At 44.9% G+C, this 18,783-nt stretch carries 16 protein-coding genes; 5 read left to right on the top strand and 11 right to left on the bottom strand.

All coding sequences use genetic code 11. The features are described from left to right. Positions 1 to 7: 7 nt before the first annotated feature. The 5 genes from NL645_RS09720 to NL645_RS09700 form a co-directional block, all read right to left on the bottom strand. A complete protein-coding gene (locus NL645_RS09720) occupies positions 8 to 1,471 on the bottom strand; it encodes a type II and III secretion system protein family protein (RefSeq protein WP_006742390.1) in 1,464 nt (487 codons plus the stop codon). Between the two features lie 7 nt (positions 1,472 to 1,478). Further along, on the bottom strand, positions 1,479 to 2,234 hold the full coding sequence (gene cpaB, locus NL645_RS09715; protein WP_006742389.1) for a Flp pilus assembly protein CpaB: 756 nt from the start codon (positions 2,232 to 2,234) through the stop codon (positions 1,479 to 1,481). Between the two features lie 13 nt (positions 2,235 to 2,247). Continuing rightward, positions 2,248 to 3,561 (bottom strand): hypothetical protein, encoded by a 1,314-nt coding sequence (locus tag NL645_RS09710; protein WP_006742388.1) that lies wholly within the window; start codon positions 3,559 to 3,561, stop codon positions 2,248 to 2,250. A gap of 61 nt (positions 3,562 to 3,622) precedes the next feature. Continuing rightward, positions 3,623 to 4,111: a prepilin peptidase gene (locus NL645_RS09705; protein ID WP_253651630.1), complete on the bottom strand. Its 489-nt coding sequence runs from the start codon at positions 4,109 to 4,111 to the stop codon at positions 3,623 to 3,625. Then, entirely contained in the window at positions 4,111 to 4,284 is a 174-nt protein-coding gene (locus NL645_RS09700) for a Flp family type IVb pilin (RefSeq protein WP_031781043.1), read from the bottom strand. The genes NL645_RS09705 and NL645_RS09700 overlap by 1 nt, the downstream gene beginning before the upstream one ends. A gap of 335 nt (positions 4,285 to 4,619) precedes the next feature. Between NL645_RS09700 and NL645_RS09695 the strand changes: the two genes are divergently transcribed. Together NL645_RS09695 and NL645_RS09690 are read left to right on the top strand one after the other, a co-directional pair. After that, on the top strand, positions 4,620 to 5,345 hold the full coding sequence (locus tag NL645_RS09695; RefSeq protein ID WP_237283996.1) for an AraC family transcriptional regulator: 726 nt from the start codon (positions 4,620 to 4,622) through the stop codon (positions 5,343 to 5,345). A gap of 148 nt (positions 5,346 to 5,493) precedes the next feature. Continuing rightward, a complete protein-coding gene (locus tag NL645_RS09690) occupies positions 5,494 to 7,185 on the top strand; it encodes an AMP-binding protein (protein ID WP_253651707.1) in 1,692 nt (563 codons plus the stop codon). 67 nt (positions 7,186 to 7,252) lie between these two features. On the opposite strand, the gene NL645_RS09685 is transcribed toward NL645_RS09690, so the two are convergent. Then, on the bottom strand, positions 7,253 to 7,462 hold the full coding sequence (locus NL645_RS09685) for a DUF1127 domain-containing protein (protein ID WP_047008935.1): 210 nt from the start codon (positions 7,460 to 7,462) through the stop codon (positions 7,253 to 7,255). 98 nt (positions 7,463 to 7,560) lie between these two features. Here NL645_RS09685 and NL645_RS09680 point away from each other — a divergent pair, with 98 nt between their 5' ends. Beyond that, the gene (locus NL645_RS09680; protein ID WP_065645470.1) at positions 7,561 to 8,511 is read left to right on the top strand and encodes a LysR substrate-binding domain-containing protein; all 951 of its coding nucleotides are present in this window, start codon (positions 7,561 to 7,563) and stop codon (positions 8,509 to 8,511) included. A 118-nt stretch (positions 8,512 to 8,629) separates the two neighbouring features. Here the strand turns inward: NL645_RS09680 and fusA are convergent, their stop codons facing one another. Together fusA and radA are read right to left on the bottom strand one after the other, a co-directional pair. Beyond that, positions 8,630 to 10,720, bottom strand: a complete 2,091-nt coding sequence (gene fusA / locus NL645_RS09675) for an elongation factor G (protein ID WP_012841459.1) — start codon at positions 10,718 to 10,720, stop codon at positions 8,630 to 8,632. A 215-nt stretch (positions 10,721 to 10,935) separates the two neighbouring features. Then, a complete protein-coding gene (radA, locus tag NL645_RS09670) occupies positions 10,936 to 12,315 on the bottom strand; it encodes a DNA repair protein RadA (protein ID WP_046875036.1) in 1,380 nt (459 codons plus the stop codon). A 136-nt stretch (positions 12,316 to 12,451) separates the two neighbouring features. On the opposite strand from radA, the gene NL645_RS09665 reads away from it, so the two are divergent. Further along, on the top strand, positions 12,452 to 14,800 hold the full coding sequence (locus NL645_RS09665; RefSeq protein ID WP_012841457.1) for a PilZ domain-containing protein: 2,349 nt from the start codon (positions 12,452 to 12,454) through the stop codon (positions 14,798 to 14,800). 64 nt (positions 14,801 to 14,864) lie between these two features. On the opposite strand, the gene serB is transcribed toward NL645_RS09665, so the two are convergent. Then, entirely contained in the window at positions 14,865 to 15,845 is a 981-nt protein-coding gene (serB, locus tag NL645_RS09660) for a phosphoserine phosphatase (RefSeq protein WP_006742382.1), read from the bottom strand. 91 nt (positions 15,846 to 15,936) lie between these two features. Between serB and NL645_RS09655 the strand changes: the two genes are divergently transcribed. Beyond that, complete coding sequence (locus tag NL645_RS09655) at positions 15,937 to 16,542, top strand: YtjB family periplasmic protein (RefSeq protein ID WP_041852892.1); 606 nt, start codon at positions 15,937 to 15,939, stop codon at positions 16,540 to 16,542. A gap of 97 nt (positions 16,543 to 16,639) precedes the next feature. On the opposite strand, the gene deoD is transcribed toward NL645_RS09655, so the two are convergent. Beyond that, positions 16,640 to 17,359 carry a purine-nucleoside phosphorylase gene (gene deoD, locus NL645_RS09650; protein ID WP_006742381.1) on the bottom strand — a complete coding sequence of 240 codons (720 nt, stop codon included), beginning with the start codon at positions 17,357 to 17,359 and terminating at the stop codon, positions 16,640 to 16,642. 138 nt (positions 17,360 to 17,497) lie between these two features. Continuing rightward, entirely contained in the window at positions 17,498 to 18,718 is a 1,221-nt protein-coding gene (locus NL645_RS09645; protein WP_047008941.1) for a phosphopentomutase, read from the bottom strand. Positions 18,719 to 18,783 lie beyond the last annotated feature (65 nt).

The following is an 18,783-nucleotide window of genomic DNA, read 5'->3' as shown; positions in this document are numbered from 1 at the left end:
CTCCCACTTATAGACTGTGCCCAAACTTGCCCTCAGAGCCACCTTCTGACGAACCGTATTGAATAAAGTTGTTGTTAGTATCTTCTTCGCTGATGTCGTTTAGCTGGTATCTATCGAAATCCAACTCAGCACCTTTACCAAGCAAATAGAACTCCACATCGTTCGGAGCCACAAAGCCATCCGTTGGCAGTGTGATTCGACGTCGATCGATTGGGGTTGCTAATCGAGGAGTAACCAGAATGACTAGTTCTGTTTCCCCAGAGGTAAATTCTTCACTCTTAAACAAGCGGCCTAACACAGGTAGATCACTCGCACCAGGTATGCCATCCGCGACATTACGTGCGTTTTCACTCAATAAGCCTGCAATACCAATGGTTTGGCCATCAGCCAGCTCAATCGTGGTGCCAGCACTTCGTTTAGTGATTGGCGGAATAAAGAACGTGGCATTCACTTCGTTTGGATTAAACGTCAGCACACCTGAGTTGGAGATTTCACTCACATTGACGTTCAATTTGAGGTTGATTCTCTTATCACTCAAAATAAACGGAACGAAGTCGAGTTGAACACCGTACTCTTTATAATCGATGGTAATACCATCTTCATTTGGCACTGGAATTGGGAATTCACCACCAGCGACAAACTCGGCTTGCGTACCACTTAATGCGGTAAGGCTAGGCTCTGCCAACACTTTCGCCACGCCATTTTGTTTCGCCACATCAAGTGCGAAGGTAAACAAGGTATTGCTGTCGATAAACGACCCAAGAAAACCGAAATCTTCGACTGTTGGGACGTTCAAAATCGGTCCAATGCCATCAATACCGCCACCAGCAGTCGTACCGCCCCAGGTAAAGTCTCCACTTCTTTGGAAAAAGTGGAAATTTGAGTCAAAGCGTCTTACTAGTGTGCGCTGCACTTCGGCAACGGTCACTTCTAGCGTCACCTGTTGAGCCCCGCCAATAGAAAGTAGATTGATCACCATGCTGTCATCATCTTTAGAGCTGTCATCTTCTTCATCTGCCGCTTCACCTAAAGCGAAGGTTTCAGCAATTTTGACCGCAGTGTCCATGTTTTGCTGACTGCTGACCAAGCCTCTAAGTACCACTTTTTCTTGCGCACTGTGCACTTCGATATTTTCATCCGGCAAGAACTGATAAAGCTTCGACTTAAGCGTGTTTAGATCATGCGTGACTTCCACGTTAAACTGCTCAATTAACCGGCCTCGGCGATCCCACACCGACACATTCGTGGTACCTAACTTCTTACCAATAAGAAACAGCTCGTTCGATCTGAGCACTAAAATATCCAAGACTTCTGGATCCCCTAACGTCACTTTCTTCGCTTGGCCGGATATCATCAATTGGGTTGATTGGTGATGCGCAACGGTCACGACTTTTCCTGACTGCACCGTGGCTGCGTTAACAGACAAGCTGACAAAAAGTAACTGGCTAACGAGTAATATTATTGTTTTCATAATTCACCTAATTGCTGACTCGGACACTGGATGCCTGAGATCCCTTAATAATGGTCACACTAGGTCGTGGCGTGTATTTTCTTGCTACAACAGGTTTATCCACTTCATGAGGGTTGCGTAGAGCAAGTTGAATGTCGCCTTTGCTGTTCGCCGATAGGAGCTTTTCTGCCTCTTTCGGTGTTACTTCTAAAGTCACCGCACGCACAATAACGGGTTTGTTATCATTGGTTTTGGCTGTTTGGTCGACCGCAAGGACGTTGATGTTTTTAAGCACCGTTTTTGTTGTGGCGTTTTTACCTTGTCCATAACTCACGGTATTCAATACATCGACCTTATTGCCCGGTAACAAGAACCCAGCCACACCGATAACGTCATTAACACGAATGGTGATTGCTCGTTTGTTTTCAGGGATTAAAGCAGCAAGTGTCGCGCCCTCACCGGGCAATGCAAGACGATTCGAATTAACCAGCTCGCCCGCATAAATGGTATTGGCAACAATTCTTCCCAATGCCTGTTCTTGTACTTTTAGCGTTTCATCGTCTATCCAATCCACTTCCATGAGCTTAGTAGACAAATGTTTCTCAGATAGAATGGTCCCTGGCTCTAGTTCCATGGCGGCAACTAAAACTGGGTGTCTTTCGACCTCTTCTAACTCGACAGTTGGTTGGTTTCTGCCATCCATCCATTGTTTAGCGATCAACACGGCGGCAAGGCCGAAAACAATGGAGAGCAACAGCAACATGATGACTTGAGTCCGACTCATAATTTAGATCTCCCTATTCATCCACTGTGAAGTACAGTCCCCAGGCACGGGTTAAAATGTCTGATGAGACGACCTTCTCTTTCCCTTCGAACACCAAAATATCGCGGCTAATACCGAGTAAGTCTTTTGGTAAACAAGGGTAGTTGGCGACATCATTGTCGCGATGTAACTGACTTAACGTATCGAAAAACTCAGGCACAAGCGTCATTTGGTAATCTTTAGCAAGCGAAACCCAAAGCGCTTGATAATCTGTCAAACCAAGCGGTGTAAACTCGATCTTGTAACCCAAACGACGTAAAAAAGCGGGGTCTGCAATTTTGCTTGGTGCAAAGTTGGAGGAGAATGCCAGAGTGAGCATAAACGGCACCGTGACTTGTTGACCATTTGGCAAAGCTAGGTGGTCAAATAAGTACTCCATTGGAACGATCCATCTGTTTAGCAGGGCATCAACAGGCATTGACTGACGACCAAGGTCATCAATCACCAAGATTCCGTTGTTAGCCATCATTTGCAGTGGCGCAATCCATACACGATTATGCTCGCTGTGGTTTACCTCAAGCATATCCAATGTCAGCTCACCGCCCACTTGAATGTTTGGTCTTTCACAAAGAACCCAGCGTTTGTCGTAATGCGTTTCCAACTTAACGAAAACCTGAGAATGGGAGTTGTCTAAACGACGGTGATGATGCTCTGAGAACACTTTGATGATGTTGCCATCGGCATATACGGCATAAGGAATGAATACCGAAGTGTTCATTGCATTGAGCACTCTTGATGCGACGTAGCTTTTACCGGTACCCGCATGACCATACAGCAACAAAGCGCGCCCCGAGTTAATGGCTGGTCCTAAAACGGGTATCAAATGATCCGAACCAAACACGTCAGACAGCGCTCGCTCAACATCATTGCGATTAATAGGATGCTTGCGAAGATCTTGTCCCTCAACAACCGTCCAATATTCTTCCAAAGAGACGGGAACAGGACCGATATACGGATCTTTTCTATACGCAATGTCTGCTTCTGCAAGCCCAAGCTCAGTTAAACTGTAGCGTACGTTGGAATACGATGTACTCAACTTGTCTGATGCTGGCTGATAAACTTCTACCCAACTTCGCTTTCTTAACTGCGCCAAAGCAAGCTCGACAATATTCGAAACAATACAAAGCCGTTGCGTTAATTCGATTAAGTCACATTTGGGATAGGCAGACAGATGTTTCAACACTAGGTTTTCAACAACTGAAGACGGCACGCCAAGACCCTCGACAGACGAAGGCACCTTTGGTGGATTTATTTGTGGCACGAGTTTTTCCCAATACACAGAGCCCATCACACTTCCCCTCTTGAAGTTGCCTAGTCAACTGATGCTGCATGCCATTTTTTATTATTATTTAATGGGTGTAGGAGAAATAAGCTAATCCAATTACGATTATCGGCGCGAAAGGAATGACTAACGGCTTATTAGACCTAAAGCCTGGTGTTACTTTTTCTAAGCAATACCCTTTTATCTGGTGTGATAGAGCAACACTAGTCGATGACACGTGTAACATTAGATAAAAAATGCCCACGATGCCTCCAGCAAGTATTATTCCAGTAGACGCTTCCCCAAGGTTACTCAGACCCAGCCATGCCCCTATGACGGCGAGTAACTTAACGTCTCCTCCAGCCATTACTTTGAACAGATACAGCGCGAAACACACTGCAAACGCAACCAACCCACCATATAAATGATCCAAGCCACTTATTGCTGGGTTGTAAATTACGTTTGCAGTAACAGCAACCAAAAGCATAAGCACCGCTTTGTTTGGTATTCTGTGTTTCTGAGCGTCTGATACTCCAATCGCAATAAGCAATGACCAAATAACTAACTCGCTAACCATTACGAGCTGCTGATACGACCAGCTACTGAAGTAAACTTGTTAGACAAAGTCGTCCAGAAGCCTGAAGTCAAGAACGCTGTAACAATTAACGCCGCACCTAGAATGTACTCTAAAAGTGTTAGCCCCTCTTCATCTTCCATGAAGTCCTTGATTAGATTGCGAAAGTTATCCATAAGATTATCCCCTTTAACGTATCTCGCTATTAATGATACAGGTCTCATGTGCACCTGAATCATGCTTAAACATTAGTCACCGAGAATTAGGGGGGTTAGGACTTTTTTGCCAAAGGTTGGTACTTTCTTGCCTACCTGCGCTTCAGAATCAAAATGTATCAATAACGAGACACATCACCACCAACTATGTGACACCTTTCACACTTGCAGTATGACTATATAAGCCTAAGCTTAATAAACGAAAGGGTGAGGTCTGAAGCTCAAGGAATGAGGCTCGACTGACCTCAATACATACTAACGTTACGTTGGTGTAGTACGTACTGAGCGGGATTCATATGGATAGACTGACCAAAGCTTATTGGATTGGAGAGACTCTTTGCTCGCTGCCGGAATCACTTCGCTGTGAGTTTGATAAGAGCTTTGAGATTATGGACTGTAGCAACGATATCTCTGTGCTTAGCGATAAAGAACACAGCTATTTCTTCTACTACATGACTTGCGATCATCGAGAGCACCTGAAAGGCGTCATCACGCTCTGTGAAAATCTCGACAAAAAACTGATCGTTATACACCCAACCGATATCGAGCCTCACTTACCGCCAAAGCATATTTGTGCGGAATATTATACGTTGAATGAAATCACCCTCCCGATTTGGCTATCACAGATAAAATTGAAATACTTTTTGCACAGCAAGGTCGACGAAGAACAAATTTCGGTCGATAAACTCTTTTCTCGAAGCGGAAAGTCGAATTTTTCTGACGTGGTTCATTACATCGCCAATAACGTCCATAAAGACCTAAGAGAAGAGGAAGCTGCTGCGCTTTGTCACTACTCACCGAACTACTTTTCCAAAGTATTTCATCGCAAAGTTGGTATGTGCTTTCGTGATTATGTCACTGCGAAACGCATTTCATTAGCAAAGAAAATGCTCGTTGAAAATGAATCCATGAAAATTGCCTATATTGCTTATCAATGTGGATACCGAGATGTCTCTTACTTTTCTCGAATTTTTAAGAAAAAAACAGGCCTGTCCCCAGCGAATTATCGGCAACAGTTTTAGGCGCTATTAGTACCGACTTTAGGGGTAACTAACGCTATCCTCCCCACATATTTCATCAAAATGCATTCCCGTGTCGTTATTTAACATGCTAAAGTTAACAATGCGTTAACAATTATAAATACAACGAGAAGACATGGAGTCACTAAAAATGAATCAGCCGAATCTAAACAGCGCTGCTGGTTGCGCTCTCCCACCACCAAATGAAATGATTCTCAAATGGGCTCAAGAGCGCCCAAATGAGGTCTACCTAAAGCAAATTATTAACCGACAATTTGTTGAATACACGTTCGCTGATGTTGCCGATCAAGCCTTAAAACTCGTCAGTGCACTACGCAACCTCGGAGTACAGCCTGGCGACAAAGTGGCGTTAGTGTCTAAAAACTGTGCAGAGTGGTTTATTTGCGATCTTGCGATGATGCTTGGCGATTATGTCAGTGTGCCAATCTTTCCTACCGCCGGCGCGGACACCATCGAATACTGTGTGACTCATAGTGAAAGTAAAGCGCTCATTGGCGGAAAACTCGATGATCCTAATGCAACCCAGCAAGTCATTGATGCAATGCCGGAGCTCATTAGTATCTCGCTCCCCTACGATACTGCACCAAAATGTCAGTATGAATACCAAGCACTCATTGCCGATGCAATGCCAAGTGAAGAGCGTCCACAGCACTACGACGATAAGCTAATGTCTTTGGTGTATACCTCTGGTACGTCAGGATTACCGAAAGGTGCTATGCTAACCTACGGAGCGTTTAACTGGTCAGTACAACAACTGATAAACCATATCGGTATTCAAGAAAATGATCGTCTATTTTCTTACTTACCTTTGGCTCATATTACAGAGCGCGTCTACATTTTTGGCTCATCCATCATGGGTGGTGTACTAACAGCATTTCCAGAATCATTGGATACCTTTATCGAAGATGTAAAAATGCACCGCCCGACTCTGTTTATCTCAGTCCCGCGATTATGGACGCTATTCCAACAACGTATTCAAGACAAACTTCCACAGAAGAAGCTCAACATTCTATTGAAAATCCCATTCGTCAATTCTCTGATCAAGAAAAAGCTCGCAGAAGGATTGGGGTTGGATCAGGCTCGAGTATTAGGCTGTGGCTCTGCCCCGGTATCACCAGCACTGCTGGAGTGGTACCACTCTGTAGGACTCAATATTACTGAAGCTTGGGGCATGACAGAATCATTTGCCTATAGCACGCTCAACTACCCATTTAGAGCGGACAAAATTGGTAGTGTCGGTAATGCTGGACCAGGTATTGAGTTAAAAATCGCTGACGATGATGAAATCATGGTGCGTGGCAACGGGCTATTTTCTGGCTACTACAAAAATGACATTGCCACCCAAGAGTCTTTTGATTCAGAGGGCTGGCTACACACAGGCGATATAGGCTCTATCGACTCAGATGGTTACCTAACCATTCAAGGCCGTAAAAAAGATAACTTTAAAACCGCCAAAGGTAAGTTTGTCTCTCCAGTTCCTATCGAGAAAAAACTTTTCGAATACAGTCGCGTAGAGATGATGTGCCTCATCGGTTTAGGGCTACCAGCCCCGATTCTTTTGGTTGTGCCACATGATTTTCCTAACTTTGATCGGGAGCGGTACGCACGAACCACCCGCAAAGTCATTGCAAAAATGAATCAAGAACTCGCCTCTCATGAGCAAATCAAAGGCGTATTAATGATTAAAGAGCCTTGGAGCATTGAAAATGGCGTATTGACGCCAACACTCAAAATTAAACGTCATGTGCTTGAGCAAAAGTATCATGAAATTGGTCACAACTGGCCGAAAGGTGAATTGGTTGTGTGGGAAGAAGACTTATAGCCTTGTCTGCACTCCTCAATATCATGGGGAGTGCAGTTTAATTCTGAGCTTGAATCAAACTCATAAACTACTCTCTCCAAAACGGCTTCCTCACTTCACTATTAATCTCCTTTTCATCTAATCCTATATCGTCCCAAAGATGTTCTGGTAACTCTCTCAAGTGACGACGTGTCTTGTAGTTTCTTCTCCAACTAGCAAGTTTAGAATAAATTAACTGTAATCCGGTCTGATGGTCAGCTGATAAAGTGCGCTCACAAGTGTGTGTCATGTTTTCCATGTAACCAACTCCTATAACAATGTTGACCACTTAATAATCAGCGACTACGCTGATATCCTCAAACGATAGAATCTGCCATTGAGTTAAGGAAAACTAATGTGAAAGATCGAATGCCTCCTTTACAGGGCTTGTATTACTTCTTCGTTGCAGCAAAGGAAGGAAGCTTTAAAACAGCGGCAAAAGAATTGTTTGTTACGCCAGCCGCAATTAGTCAGCAAATTCGTCATCTTGAAGAGTTTTTAGGAACGGACTTATTTGTTCGCCAGCACAGAAAAATCGTGCTCACACCTGAGGGAGAGCTGCTGTTTACTCAGGCTGAAAGAGGGTTTGCTCATTTGCAGCAAGGGGTTAGATTGGTTAATCAAGATCCTAATCCTAACCACCTTTCGATATCAACACTCCCCTCTTTCGCTCACCATTGGTTAGTCCCGAAAATTACGGCTTTTCGTCAGCGTCACCCTGATATCGCCTTACTATTAGAACCAACCAATGATTTGGTGTCTTTTCAAGATAGTCAGATCGATTTGTGTGTCCGTTACGGTTTAGGAAAATACCCTAATTTAGAATCACAATGGTTAATGGATGAAGCTTTTTATCCTGCCTGTCACCCGGTATATCAGAAAGAGCACGGAATCTATCGCATTGAAGATTTAAGCAAAGCAGAGCTCATCGAAGACGTATGGCCAGATCTGGACTGGAACATGTGGTTAGCGAGACTTGGTCATTCAGCCGCAAAGCCTGCTTTAAAATACAGTGGCTCACACTTAGTGTTAGAAGCCGCGTTATCACTACAAGGCGTAGCGCTCGTCAAACACAGTTTAGCTCATCAATATTTCCGTTCAGGCAAACTGGTCCGAATTGGTGATATAGCCATTAAACCCAAATTTGCGTATTACCTGTGCGCTCCAAAAGGCTACTTAAAGCGACCTAAAGCCCAATTGTTTGCACAATGGTTGAGAGAAGAAATAGAAACATTTGAAAAGTCAGTGATACCAGATTTTAAAACCATCGACCTCAATGTTAGTAATACTGGCTCAGCTTCAGAATAGTAGGTAAACAACACCAAAGGCGTATATCAGCGAAACAAAAACGCGCTATGTATAAGCGGTTAGATACAAAAAGCCCCGCACTAGGCGGGGCTTTCAAGTTATAGAGTTAACTTAAGAATTACTTCTTAGCGTTACGCTCTTTAACGTCAGCAATTACTTGCTCAGCAACGTTTGCTGGACATGGTGCGTAGTGTGAGAACTCCATAGAGAACTGACCACGACCAGAAGTCATTGTACGTAGAGTACCGATGTAACCAAACATTTCTGATAGAGGTACATCACCCTTGATACGTACGCCAGTAGACGCAGCTTGTTGGTCTTTGATCATACCACGACGACGGTTAAGGTCACCGATTACGTCACCAACGTGATCTTCTGGAGTGAACACGTCAACTTTCATGATTGGTTCAAGAAGTTGCGCGCCAGCTTTAGGCATAGACTGACGGAATGCGCCTTTAGCAGCGATTTCGTAAGCGATTGCTGAAGAGTCAACTGCGTGGAAACCACCGTCGAATAGTTCAACTTCAACGTCTAGAGTAGGGAAGCCAGCTAGAACACCGTGCTCCATCATTGACGCAAAGCCTTTCTCAACTGCAGGCCAGAATTCTTTAGGTACGTTACCACCAACAACTGTTGACTTGAACGTGAAGCCAGAGTTTGGCTCACCTGGTTTGATACGGTAATCGATCTTACCGAACTGACCAGAACCACCAGACTGTTTCTTGTGCGTGTAGCTGTCTTCGATTGCTTGAGTGATAGTTTCACGGTAAGCAACCTGTGGAGCACCAACTTCTAGCTCAACGCCGTAAGTACGCTTAAGGATATCTACCTTGATGTCTAGGTGAAGTTCACCCATACCTTTCAGGATAGTTTCGCCTGAATCTTCATCAGTCTCAACTTGGAATGATGGATCTTCTGCAACCATTTTACCGATCGCGATACCCATCTTCTCAGAACCGCCTTTATCTTTAGGCTTAACTGCGATAGAGATTACTGGATCTGGGAAGATCATTGGCTCAAGAGTACATTCGTGCTTAGGATCACATAGAGTGTGACCAGTTTGAACGTTCTTCATACCAACTACAGCGATGATGTCACCAGCTTGTGCTGAATCGATCTCGTTACGCTCGTCTGCGTGCATCTCAACCATACGGCCGATACGCTCTGTTTTACCAGTTGCAGAGTTAAGTACTGTGTCACCTTTCTTCATCTTACCAGAGTAGATGCGGATAAAGGTTAGAGCACCAAAACGGTCGTCCATGATCTTAAATGCAAGTGCACGTAGTGGCTCGTCTGCAGATACAGTCGCAACTTCACCAGTTGGCTCACCAGTCTCTGAATCAGTTAGAGGCTGTGGATCAACTTCTGTTGGAGATGGTAGGTAATCAATTACCGCGTCAAGAATAAGTTGGATACCTTTGTTCTTGTACGCTGAACCACAGTAAGTTGGGAAGAATGCTAGATCACGAGTACCTTTACGGATACAACGTTTGATGTCTTCTAGAGATGGCTCTTCGCCTTCTTCTAGGTAAGCCATCATTAGATCTTCGTCTTGCTCTAGAGCAGTTTCGATTAGCATTTCACGGTATTCAGCAGCTTTTTCTACCATGTCTGCTGGAATATCTTGAACTTCGTAGTTCTCTGGCTGGCCAGACTCATCCCATACGTAAGCTTGTTGGCTTAGTACGTCTACAACACCTACGAAATCTTCTTCGATACCGATAGGTAGAGTCATAACTAGAGGTGTAGCACCTAGTACGTTTTGTACTTGATCTACAACTTTGTAGAAATCTGCGCCCATACGGTCTAGTTTGTTAACGAAGATCAGACGTGATACGTGTGATTCGTCAGCGTAACGCCAGTTAGTTTCTGACTGAGGCTCAACACCACCAGAACCACAGAATACACCGATACCACCGTCAAGTACTTTTAGAGAACGGTAAACTTCGATAGTGAAGTCAACGTGTCCAGGAGTATCGATGATGTTTAGACGGTGATCGTTCCAGAAACAAGTTGTTGCTGCAGACTGGATTGTGATACCACGTTCAGCTTCCTGCTCCATGAAGTCAGTTGTAGTTGAACCGTCGTGTGTATCACCGATCTTATGGATCTTACCAGTTAGCTTTAGGATACGCTCTGTAGAGGTAGTTTTACCCGCGTCTACGTGAGCAAAAATACCAATGTTTCTGTATTTTGATAAATCAGTCATTGTCTTACTCTGTTAATAAGGTATAAAGTGCGCGCAGAGTATATCACATTCTGTCAATACTGATACCCTTGCGTGCGGATGGAAGAAAAAAAATTTTAACGTGAAATTTCCGTCCCCAAAGCATAGTCAAACACAGCAATTTATGTACTTTATTCGCATTTTATTGAGGACGGATAGAACAGTTTGTGATTCCACAAATACCATTCTTATGAGCATTACAGCTCGTCAAAAGCCTCTATGGCTTCCGACAATTTCTTAACGCCGTGAATTTGCATGCCAGGAATGCCGCCTTTCGGCATGTTAGCTGCAGGCACAATGGCTTTCTTGAAACCATGTTTGAACGCTTCATTCAAACGTTCTTGCCCACTTGGCACAGGACGGATTTCGCCTGCAAGCCCGACCTCACCAAAAATAACCACATCTTTGGGTAGTGGACGGTCACGAAAACTCGATAAAAGCGCCATAACTAACGCAAGATCGGCACTCGTCTCCGTCACCTTAACACCGCCAACCACATTAACAAAGACATCTTGGTCTGCCATTTGTAAGCCACCATGCTTATGCAACACAGCGAGCAAAAGTGATAAGCGGTTCTGCTCCAAACCGACCGCAACACGGCGAGGGTTTGCCAATTGCGAGTAATCCACCAACGCTTGAATCTCTACTAATAGAGGACGCGTACCTTCCCACACGACCATAACAGAAGAACCTGATGTTTCTTCTTCACCACGAGAAAGGAAAATCGCGGATGGGTTACTCACTTCTTTCAACCCTTGGCCTGTCATTGCAAAGACACCGAGCTCATTCACAGCGCCAAAGCGGTTTTTATGACTACGCAATGTGCGAAAGCGGCTATCAGTACCACCATCAAGCAGCACTGAACAGTCTATAATGTGCTCAAGAACTTTAGGGCCCGCAAGGGTACCATCTTTTGTTACGTGACCAACAATAAATACCGCGACGTTATTCTGTTTTGCGTATCGTGTCAGAGCTGTCGCAGATTCACGTACTTGAGCAACACTGCCCGGTGACGATTGGACATCTGAAACGTGCATTACCTGAATCGAGTCAATCACCATAATGCGAGGTTGCTCTTTTTCGGCAATTTGGCAAATTTTGTCGACGTTTGTTTCCGATAACATCTTTAAGTGCTCTTTCGGCAAGCCCAATCGAGAAGCTCGCATTGCTACCTGCTGCAACGATTCTTCACCTGTTACGTAGAGCGTTGGCATTTGCGCAGACAAACTACACATGGTTTGCAGCAACAAGGTGGATTTACCAGCGCCAGGGTTACCACCAATCAAAATAGCGGCGCCGGGTACAACGCCCCCACCTAATACGCGGTCAAGTTCTTTAAACCCACTGGTGAAGCGTGGCACTTCCTGCAGATCAATTTCGGATAACGTTTGAACTGTAGCTTCTGTTGCGGAGCCCGCGTAGCCGGATAAACGTTCATTACGAGCAACCGTTGGCGATGCAGCGATACGGACTTCTGTTATCGTATTCCACGAACCACATGCGTTACACTGCCCCTGCCAACGGGGAAAATCCGCGCCACAATCATTACAAACATACGCTCGTTTTGCTTTCGCCATGATGCCTCGATTTTTTCTACAAATGTGACTAAGCACAGCCAAGTCAGACCTTAACTGAAATGAACTATTGATATACTTAAGTTTTACTTCGCTTAGCCGATACAATTTAAAGTAACGACATACTCTAACAGAAATAATGCAGCAATCTGAAATTCTCTCGATCGCAGAACGACTCATTCCCGTTTACGGTTCGGATGACTTTGACTTTGTCCTTGGCCAATTGACCGAGGAAGAGCCGCCTTCGGCCAAAATCTTAGTGAAAATGGAACTTAACCGCTTGATGGCTCCGTGCAAAAAAAGCATCGATCTGCGCGGTCGCGTCCAAGGTGAATGTCGCGAGTATATTTTGGATGGTATTCCACATTGGTTAGATGACGTTGCTTTCAACGCTTACCATAAAAACATCAAAAAGTTTGGCGGCTACACTGAGGGAATGTGGGAAGCTTTGGTCAACACACGGAATAACTTTCGCGTAATGAGCAAACGTCTTACTCAACAAAAAACGCAATCGTTAACGGATCCTAAAAGCCCTTTCTTAGCGGAGCCCGTTCACCTCGGCTATGACTTAAAGCGCCAAGAAAAGCGCTTGAAAGTCCAATCTCAAGTCGAGATTTGCCGATCTAAAGGGCAACTTCTGCATGGGTTAAGCATTGACTTATCCTGCTCTGGCGCAAAGTTCAAAGTCCCAAGTGCGTTTAAATATAACCTTGGGGAGATTATTCAGGTCACGTTTACTGAGTTTGCCAGCAAATCTCAGGTTGCCGGTATCGAGAAACCGCTGGCGTACCGCATACTTGCGGTCGATGACTGTTACGAGAATGACTCAGTTCGATACCTCAGAACCATACGTTTAACTGAAACCAATGTCGTTACTCGAGTGATCGATGAAGCGCTCAACAGCGCAGCTAAAAGAGCTCGTCACGATAATCAAGATAAGATCATTCGAGCTCGAACTCGTGGCTATGAGCACATCGCACTTAAGCACACTAGCAGCTTACCCCTATTCTTTGATGGCAGTGAGCTGAAACTCGCTATGTTGACGCCAAACAATCAAAAGCTTTGGCAGTACTGGCATGATGAAAGGAACCAGCAAATGTTTGGGTCCTTATTTAATGAGAAGCGAGTCGCGTCGCTCATTAAACCTGGCGTTAAAGGCACCACCAATGTCCTTTATTCATTTACTCACGAGCACGAAAACCGAACCTATTTCTATTCGATGCTTCGTCCAGAGGCCACTCGTGAACAACGCCAGCTATTTTGGCATTTAGGTGCTAAACGTGAAAGTTGGCGCGCGTTTAGAATTTCGATATTTGAACTGTCAGAGCAAGAACAGGAAGACTTAGCCGCTTTCTCTCCGGAGTTAGCTGAAACGTCCCAATCATTGACTCATATTGGCATCTTGCAAGAAATTGCTGACGAAAAATCAGGGCAGGATTATCTGCTCACTGAAAAGCCGCGCTTACCCGCGAATACGTTAAATGCATTTCGCCATCCGAGAAGAATTATAGGCAACCCGAAAGGCATTTATTTTGATGCCAAGTCTCGTCGTAAAGAGCCACGTTACCGATTTAAGACCCCAATAGAACTGCGTTCTGGACCCGTCACAGCGAGCGGCAGCACCGTCGATATTTCAAAGCGAGGGCTCGGCATTAAACTGGACGAACCTACCATGTTGCGCTCTGGGCAAGAGGTTCAGATCAACTTCCGAGAGTTACAACTCTACGACAAAAAGCTGCCTTTAACGTCGGTGCCATACCGGGTAATTCGTGTTAGCCCAGATGGCTGTAGCGTACAGCTAGTTATTGATGAAAGCAGCCACACCATTAAAGTGATCGCCTTTTTCAACAGCATTATCGAGCACAATCAAGATAAGTTGATCCCGCAAAAAGAGATGCTACCGAGTAATGCGTTACTTGAAAGACTGCATAGCATGTTGCTCTCTCGAACTCTGAGCACACCCATTTTTATCAGTAAAACAGCGTCGTCTTCAATCAAAACCCCCGTTATTGGGGTGAATTTGCCGCTACCTAAGCACATTGAGCTTTTTGCACGCCTTGGGCACGATCAATTGTTGTCACTTGAACCTATCTTTAAAGGTCGAACAAGCACATTAATCGCAGAGCCGATAAAGCGTGTAGAGGGAGCTCAAGCAAGGCATCAGGATATCTACATTAGCGCAGCCAAAGTCGGCAATAAAATTACAGGCATTGAGTCTAAGCTTCATCAAGAGTTCAACAGCGTAAAAGAACGGATTCAATTTATAAAGAAAGCGCGAATGATGGGGGACTTCTACGTGATTCGCTTATCTACAGCCCCAATTTTCGATCCGATGACATCGTTGCTGCAACAAGATTTAAGTGACTTAACCCAATTTGGCGTACATCAAGCGAGCAAATTAGAAAAGGAGCTGACCGCTTTGGTCGGTTACAGTGAGTTTGAAGACATTACGGAAGAGGTTGTAATTAGATTGGAGTTAACCGAGTAAATTTAGAGCCATACCAAGTCAACGAAAAACACCGCCAGAAAGGCGGTGTTTTTGAATGGATAAATTAAGGTTTTGCTTTCCAGCTGACCTTTTGCTGCTTCACCAGTGCACCAGATAAAATACAGAGCACACCGCCTAAGCCTGCAAAGCGAATCGCAGATTGCGCTTGAGCTTCCACTTTAGGTTTTGCGTGGTACGCGATACCTAAACCAGCTACCGACATCATCACAAGATCGTTAGCGCCATCACCGACAGCAACCGTGTTGTGCTGCTCAATTTCGTATTCATCCGCCAACTCCACCAGGATATCTGACTTCATCTGCGCGGTAACCACATCGCCAAGTACGTTCCCCGTGAGCTTACCATTAATGATTTCCAACTGATTAGAGCGAGCAAAATCTAAATCGACTTTATCTTTGATGTAGTCCGAGAAGTAAGTAAAACCACCGGAAGCAATCGCTGTTTTCCAGCCTAGTGCTTTTAACGTTGCGATTAACGCTTCAAAGTCCGGCATAAATGGCAATTGGGAACGAACTTGTTCAAGAATTGATTCATCAGCACCTTTGAGCTTGCCTACGCGTTGACGCAAACTTTGCTCAAAATCCAGTTCTCCTTGCATCGCACGTTCAGTAACTTCTGCCACCTCATCCCCGACTCCGGCCAATTTTGCGATTTCATCAATACACTCTATCTGGATTGCCGTTGAGTCCATGTCAAATACAATCAAACCTTGGGTTGAGAGATCTGGAACTTCATTAAGCGAGGCGTAATCCAAGTTGAGGCTTTGTAAGATCGTTTCGTGTTGAGGGGTCAACTCTCCTGCCATCAAGGCGACTTCATATTGGCCAACTTTCCACGTTTCTAACACGGGGTTGTAGACCCCTGTGAAGAAATCAATGTCTTCAAAATGACGTGGCGAAAGGTATTCTGCAAACACTATCCAGTTTGCTTTTGCTTTATCTAGTTGGGAGGCAAATCGAGTCTCGGGTAATCGTTTTAAAAGTGTCGTATGTTTTCTGATAGGCAAGCTTTTTGACGCGTCCATGTATATAATCCCTTATGACTTTGCTAAAACGTTACCTCAACAAACTAAAAAGGCAAGTCTTTGTTTTATTTTAAATGGATGAGTAAAGAGCATGAGTGAATCCTTGTTCTCAGTAAGGAATGCCCTAAGAATTCTGGCACTAATCCTACTGTGTGTGATGTTGTTTATCACGATCAAAAACAGTGTTGTGATCAGTAAGGGCAACGAGAAAATTCAAGCACAGCAGCTTGAGACACTCACCAAAGTTTTGATTTCACAGGCGTCTCTTTCTGCCAGTGAAATGATTTTGACCAAAGATCAAGAACGCTTACTTAAGCTGACAAACCAGCTAGCACAAGACCGTTTGGTGTTTGATGCGACAATATATGATGCACAAGGCGTACGTTTAGCGTCTAGTGAAGATGCGCTATCGGTACGCGAAGTTTTAGGCTTAGACACGCCCTTGGCAACAGCTTCCATTGGCCGCCAGCAGTTGGTTGAACCAGTATTTGCCGATGAAGCACTCATCGGTTTTGTTCGCGTTACCTTTGAGACAGGTCGTGTAACCGCGATTTCTGACCACCACTATCGTAAGAGTGATCGCTACATGTACATGATGGTGCTAATGAGTTTTGTGTGCGGCATGTTATTCATTATGATTTTACGTAGACAGCCTATCCGCCGTAAAAAAGCGCAAAACCTACTGCTAACCAAATAGTCAGTCGGTAATCAACATCTAATACAAAAACAGCCCGCATTGTGCGGGCTGTTCTTTTAGTTCTTAATGTCAAGAAACTAAGATGACTCTTTGTCGCTTATTCTTCGTCGCCTAGCAATACTGAATCTAGTGCGATTAGCATCATGTCGTTGAATGTTGTTTGACGCTCATCAGAAGTTGTTTGCTCACCCGTTTTGATGTGATCTGAAACCGTACAGATTGTCAGAGCTTTTGCACCGTATTCTGCCGCTACGCCGTAAATACCCGCCGCTTCCATTTCAACACCAACAATGCCGTACTTGTCCATTACGTCGAACATTTCTGGATCTGGCGTGTAGAAAAGCTCCGCTGAAAATAGGTTACCGACTTTCACATCAATACCACGTGCTTTTGCTGCGTCTTCTGCCGCGCGAACCATTTTGTAGTCTGCGATTGCAGCAAAGTCATGACCTTTAAAACGGATACGGTTCACTTTAGAATCCGTACACGCGCCCATGCCGATCACAACATCACGCACTTTGATGTCTTCGTTTACTGCGCCACAGCTACCAACACGGATGATTTTCTTCACGCCGAAGTCTTTAATTAGCTCCGTTGCGTAAATCGAGCATGATGGGATACCCATACCGTGGCCCATTACCGAGATCTTACGGCCTTTGTATGTGCCTGTGTAACCGAACATATTACGCACATCACACACTTGCACAACGTCTTCAAGGAAGGTTTCTGCGATGTATTTTGCACGTAGCGGGTCACCCGGCATCAGTACGACGTCTGCGAATGCACCCATTTCAGCATTGATATGTGGAGTTGCCATTTTCTTTTCCTTAACCTTTCTCTAGCGCTCCGCGCTTAAGGCGATATAAGCCAGAGTATTCTCATTTCCGACAAGCAGTACTTGCATACTGCAAACATAAAACTAGGAGCATTCAGCTCCTAGTTTTCAATATCCTAATTATAGGAAATTCTTACCGTAATCCATTGGAGAAGTACCGAAGTAGCTCGCCAATGTTTGGCCGATGTCTGCGAATGTTTCGCGGCGGCCAAGAGAGCCTGCTGGCACTTTTTGGCCGTAAACCAATACTGGGATGTGCTCACGAGTATGGTCAGTGCCTGGCCATGTAGGGTCACAGCCGTGGTCTGCTGTTAGGATAAGCACGTCATCTTCACCCATCAGTTCAAGCACTTCATTGATGCGACCATCAAAGTACTCAAGCGCCGCAGCGTAACCCGCTACATCACGGCGGTGGCCGTAAGCTGAATCGAAGTCAACGAAGTTAGTGAATACGATGGTGTTATCACCCGCTTCTTTGATCGCTTCTTTCGTTGCTTCAAATAGTGCTGGAATGCCTGTTGCTTTGGTTTTCTTAGTGATCCCACAACCTGCATAAATATCTGAAATCTTACCGATGGAATGAACCTGACCGCCCTTCTCATCAACTAACTTTTGTAAGATAGTCGCTGATGGTGGCTCTACAGATAGGTCACGACGGTTACCCGTACGCTCAAATTGACCTTTACCCGGACCAATGAATGGGCGCGCGATTACACGGCCGATGTTGTAATCTTCTAGTTCTTCACGCGCAATTTGGCAAAGCTCTAGTAGACGATCCAGGCCGAATGTCTCTTCGTGACAGGCGATTTGGAATACAGAGTCCGCAGAGGTGTAGAAGATTGGCTGCCCAGTCTTCATATGCTCTTCACCCAAGTCATCAAGAACTTGAGTACCAGATGCGTGGCAGTTACCTAGGAAACCGTCAAGACCAGCACGCTCAAGGATGCGATCCGTCAGCTCTTTAGGGAAGCTGTTTGCTTTGTCTGTGAAGTAACCCCAGTCAAACAGAACAGGAACACCTGCGATTTCCCAGTGACCAGACGGCGTATCTTTACCAGAAGAAAGCTCTGCGGCGTGACCGTACGCACCAATGATTTCTGCATCTGCGTCTAGGCCAGGTGCGAAGCGACCTGTTGACTCTTTATGTGCCATTGCCAAACCTAACTTAGATAGGTTTGGAAGGCGAAGTGCGCCTTGACGTTGGTCGTTATCTGCTAAGCCTTTTTCGCATTGTTCTGCGATGTGGCCTAGTGTGTCTGAACCTACATCACCAAATTTCTCAGCGTCAGCGGTTGCACCAATACCGAATGAGTCTAGTACTAAAATAAATGCTCTTTTCATTGCTCGTTCCTTAGGCCCACTCGGCTTTTTATTATGGTTGAGTAGGCCTTGTGTAATTACTTGTT

The sequence above is a fragment of the Vibrio sp. Y51_MX_L26 genome (assembly GCF_024181935.1).
Taxonomy (GTDB): Bacteria; Pseudomonadota; Gammaproteobacteria; order Enterobacterales; family Vibrionaceae; genus Vibrio; species Vibrio diabolicus.
Note: the sequence above shows the minus strand (reverse complement) of the source record. Positions and strands in the feature narration are given on the sequence as shown.

Coding starts and splice junctions, on each gene's coding strand:
- NL645_RS09700 (WP_031781043.1), bottom strand. CDS start 4,284: ATGGATAACTTTCGCAATCTAATCAAGGACTTCATGGAAGATGAAGAG.
- NL645_RS09710 (WP_006742388.1), bottom strand. CDS start 3,561: ATGGGCTCTGTGTATTGGGAAAAACTCGTGCCACAAATAAATCCACCA.
- NL645_RS09695 (WP_237283996.1), top strand. CDS start 4,620: ATGGATAGACTGACCAAAGCTTATTGGATTGGAGAGACTCTTTGCTCG.
- cpaB (WP_006742389.1), bottom strand. CDS start 2,234: ATGAGTCGGACTCAAGTCATCATGTTGCTGTTGCTCTCCATTGTTTTC.
- NL645_RS09690 (WP_253651707.1), top strand. CDS start 5,494: ATGAATCAGCCGAATCTAAACAGCGCTGCTGGTTGCGCTCTCCCACCA.
- serB (WP_006742382.1), bottom strand. CDS start 15,845: ATGGACGCGTCAAAAAGCTTGCCTATCAGAAAACATACGACACTTTTA.
- deoD (WP_006742381.1), bottom strand. CDS start 17,359: ATGGCAACTCCACATATCAATGCTGAAATGGGTGCATTCGCAGACGTC.
- NL645_RS09655 (WP_041852892.1), top strand. CDS start 15,937: ATGAGTGAATCCTTGTTCTCAGTAAGGAATGCCCTAAGAATTCTGGCA.
- NL645_RS09665 (WP_012841457.1), top strand. CDS start 12,452: ATGCAGCAATCTGAAATTCTCTCGATCGCAGAACGACTCATTCCCGTT.
- NL645_RS09645 (WP_047008941.1), bottom strand. CDS start 18,718: ATGAAAAGAGCATTTATTTTAGTACTAGACTCATTCGGTATTGGTGCA.
- NL645_RS09720 (WP_006742390.1), bottom strand. CDS start 1,471: ATGAAAACAATAATATTACTCGTTAGCCAGTTACTTTTTGTCAGCTTG.
- fusA (WP_012841459.1), bottom strand. CDS start 10,720: ATGACTGATTTATCAAAATACAGAAACATTGGTATTTTTGCTCACGTA.
- NL645_RS09705 (WP_253651630.1), bottom strand. CDS start 4,111: ATGGTTAGCGAGTTAGTTATTTGGTCATTGCTTATTGCGATTGGAGTA.
- NL645_RS09685 (WP_047008935.1), bottom strand. CDS start 7,462: ATGGAAAACATGACACACACTTGTGAGCGCACTTTATCAGCTGACCAT.
- radA (WP_046875036.1), bottom strand. CDS start 12,315: ATGGCGAAAGCAAAACGAGCGTATGTTTGTAATGATTGTGGCGCGGAT.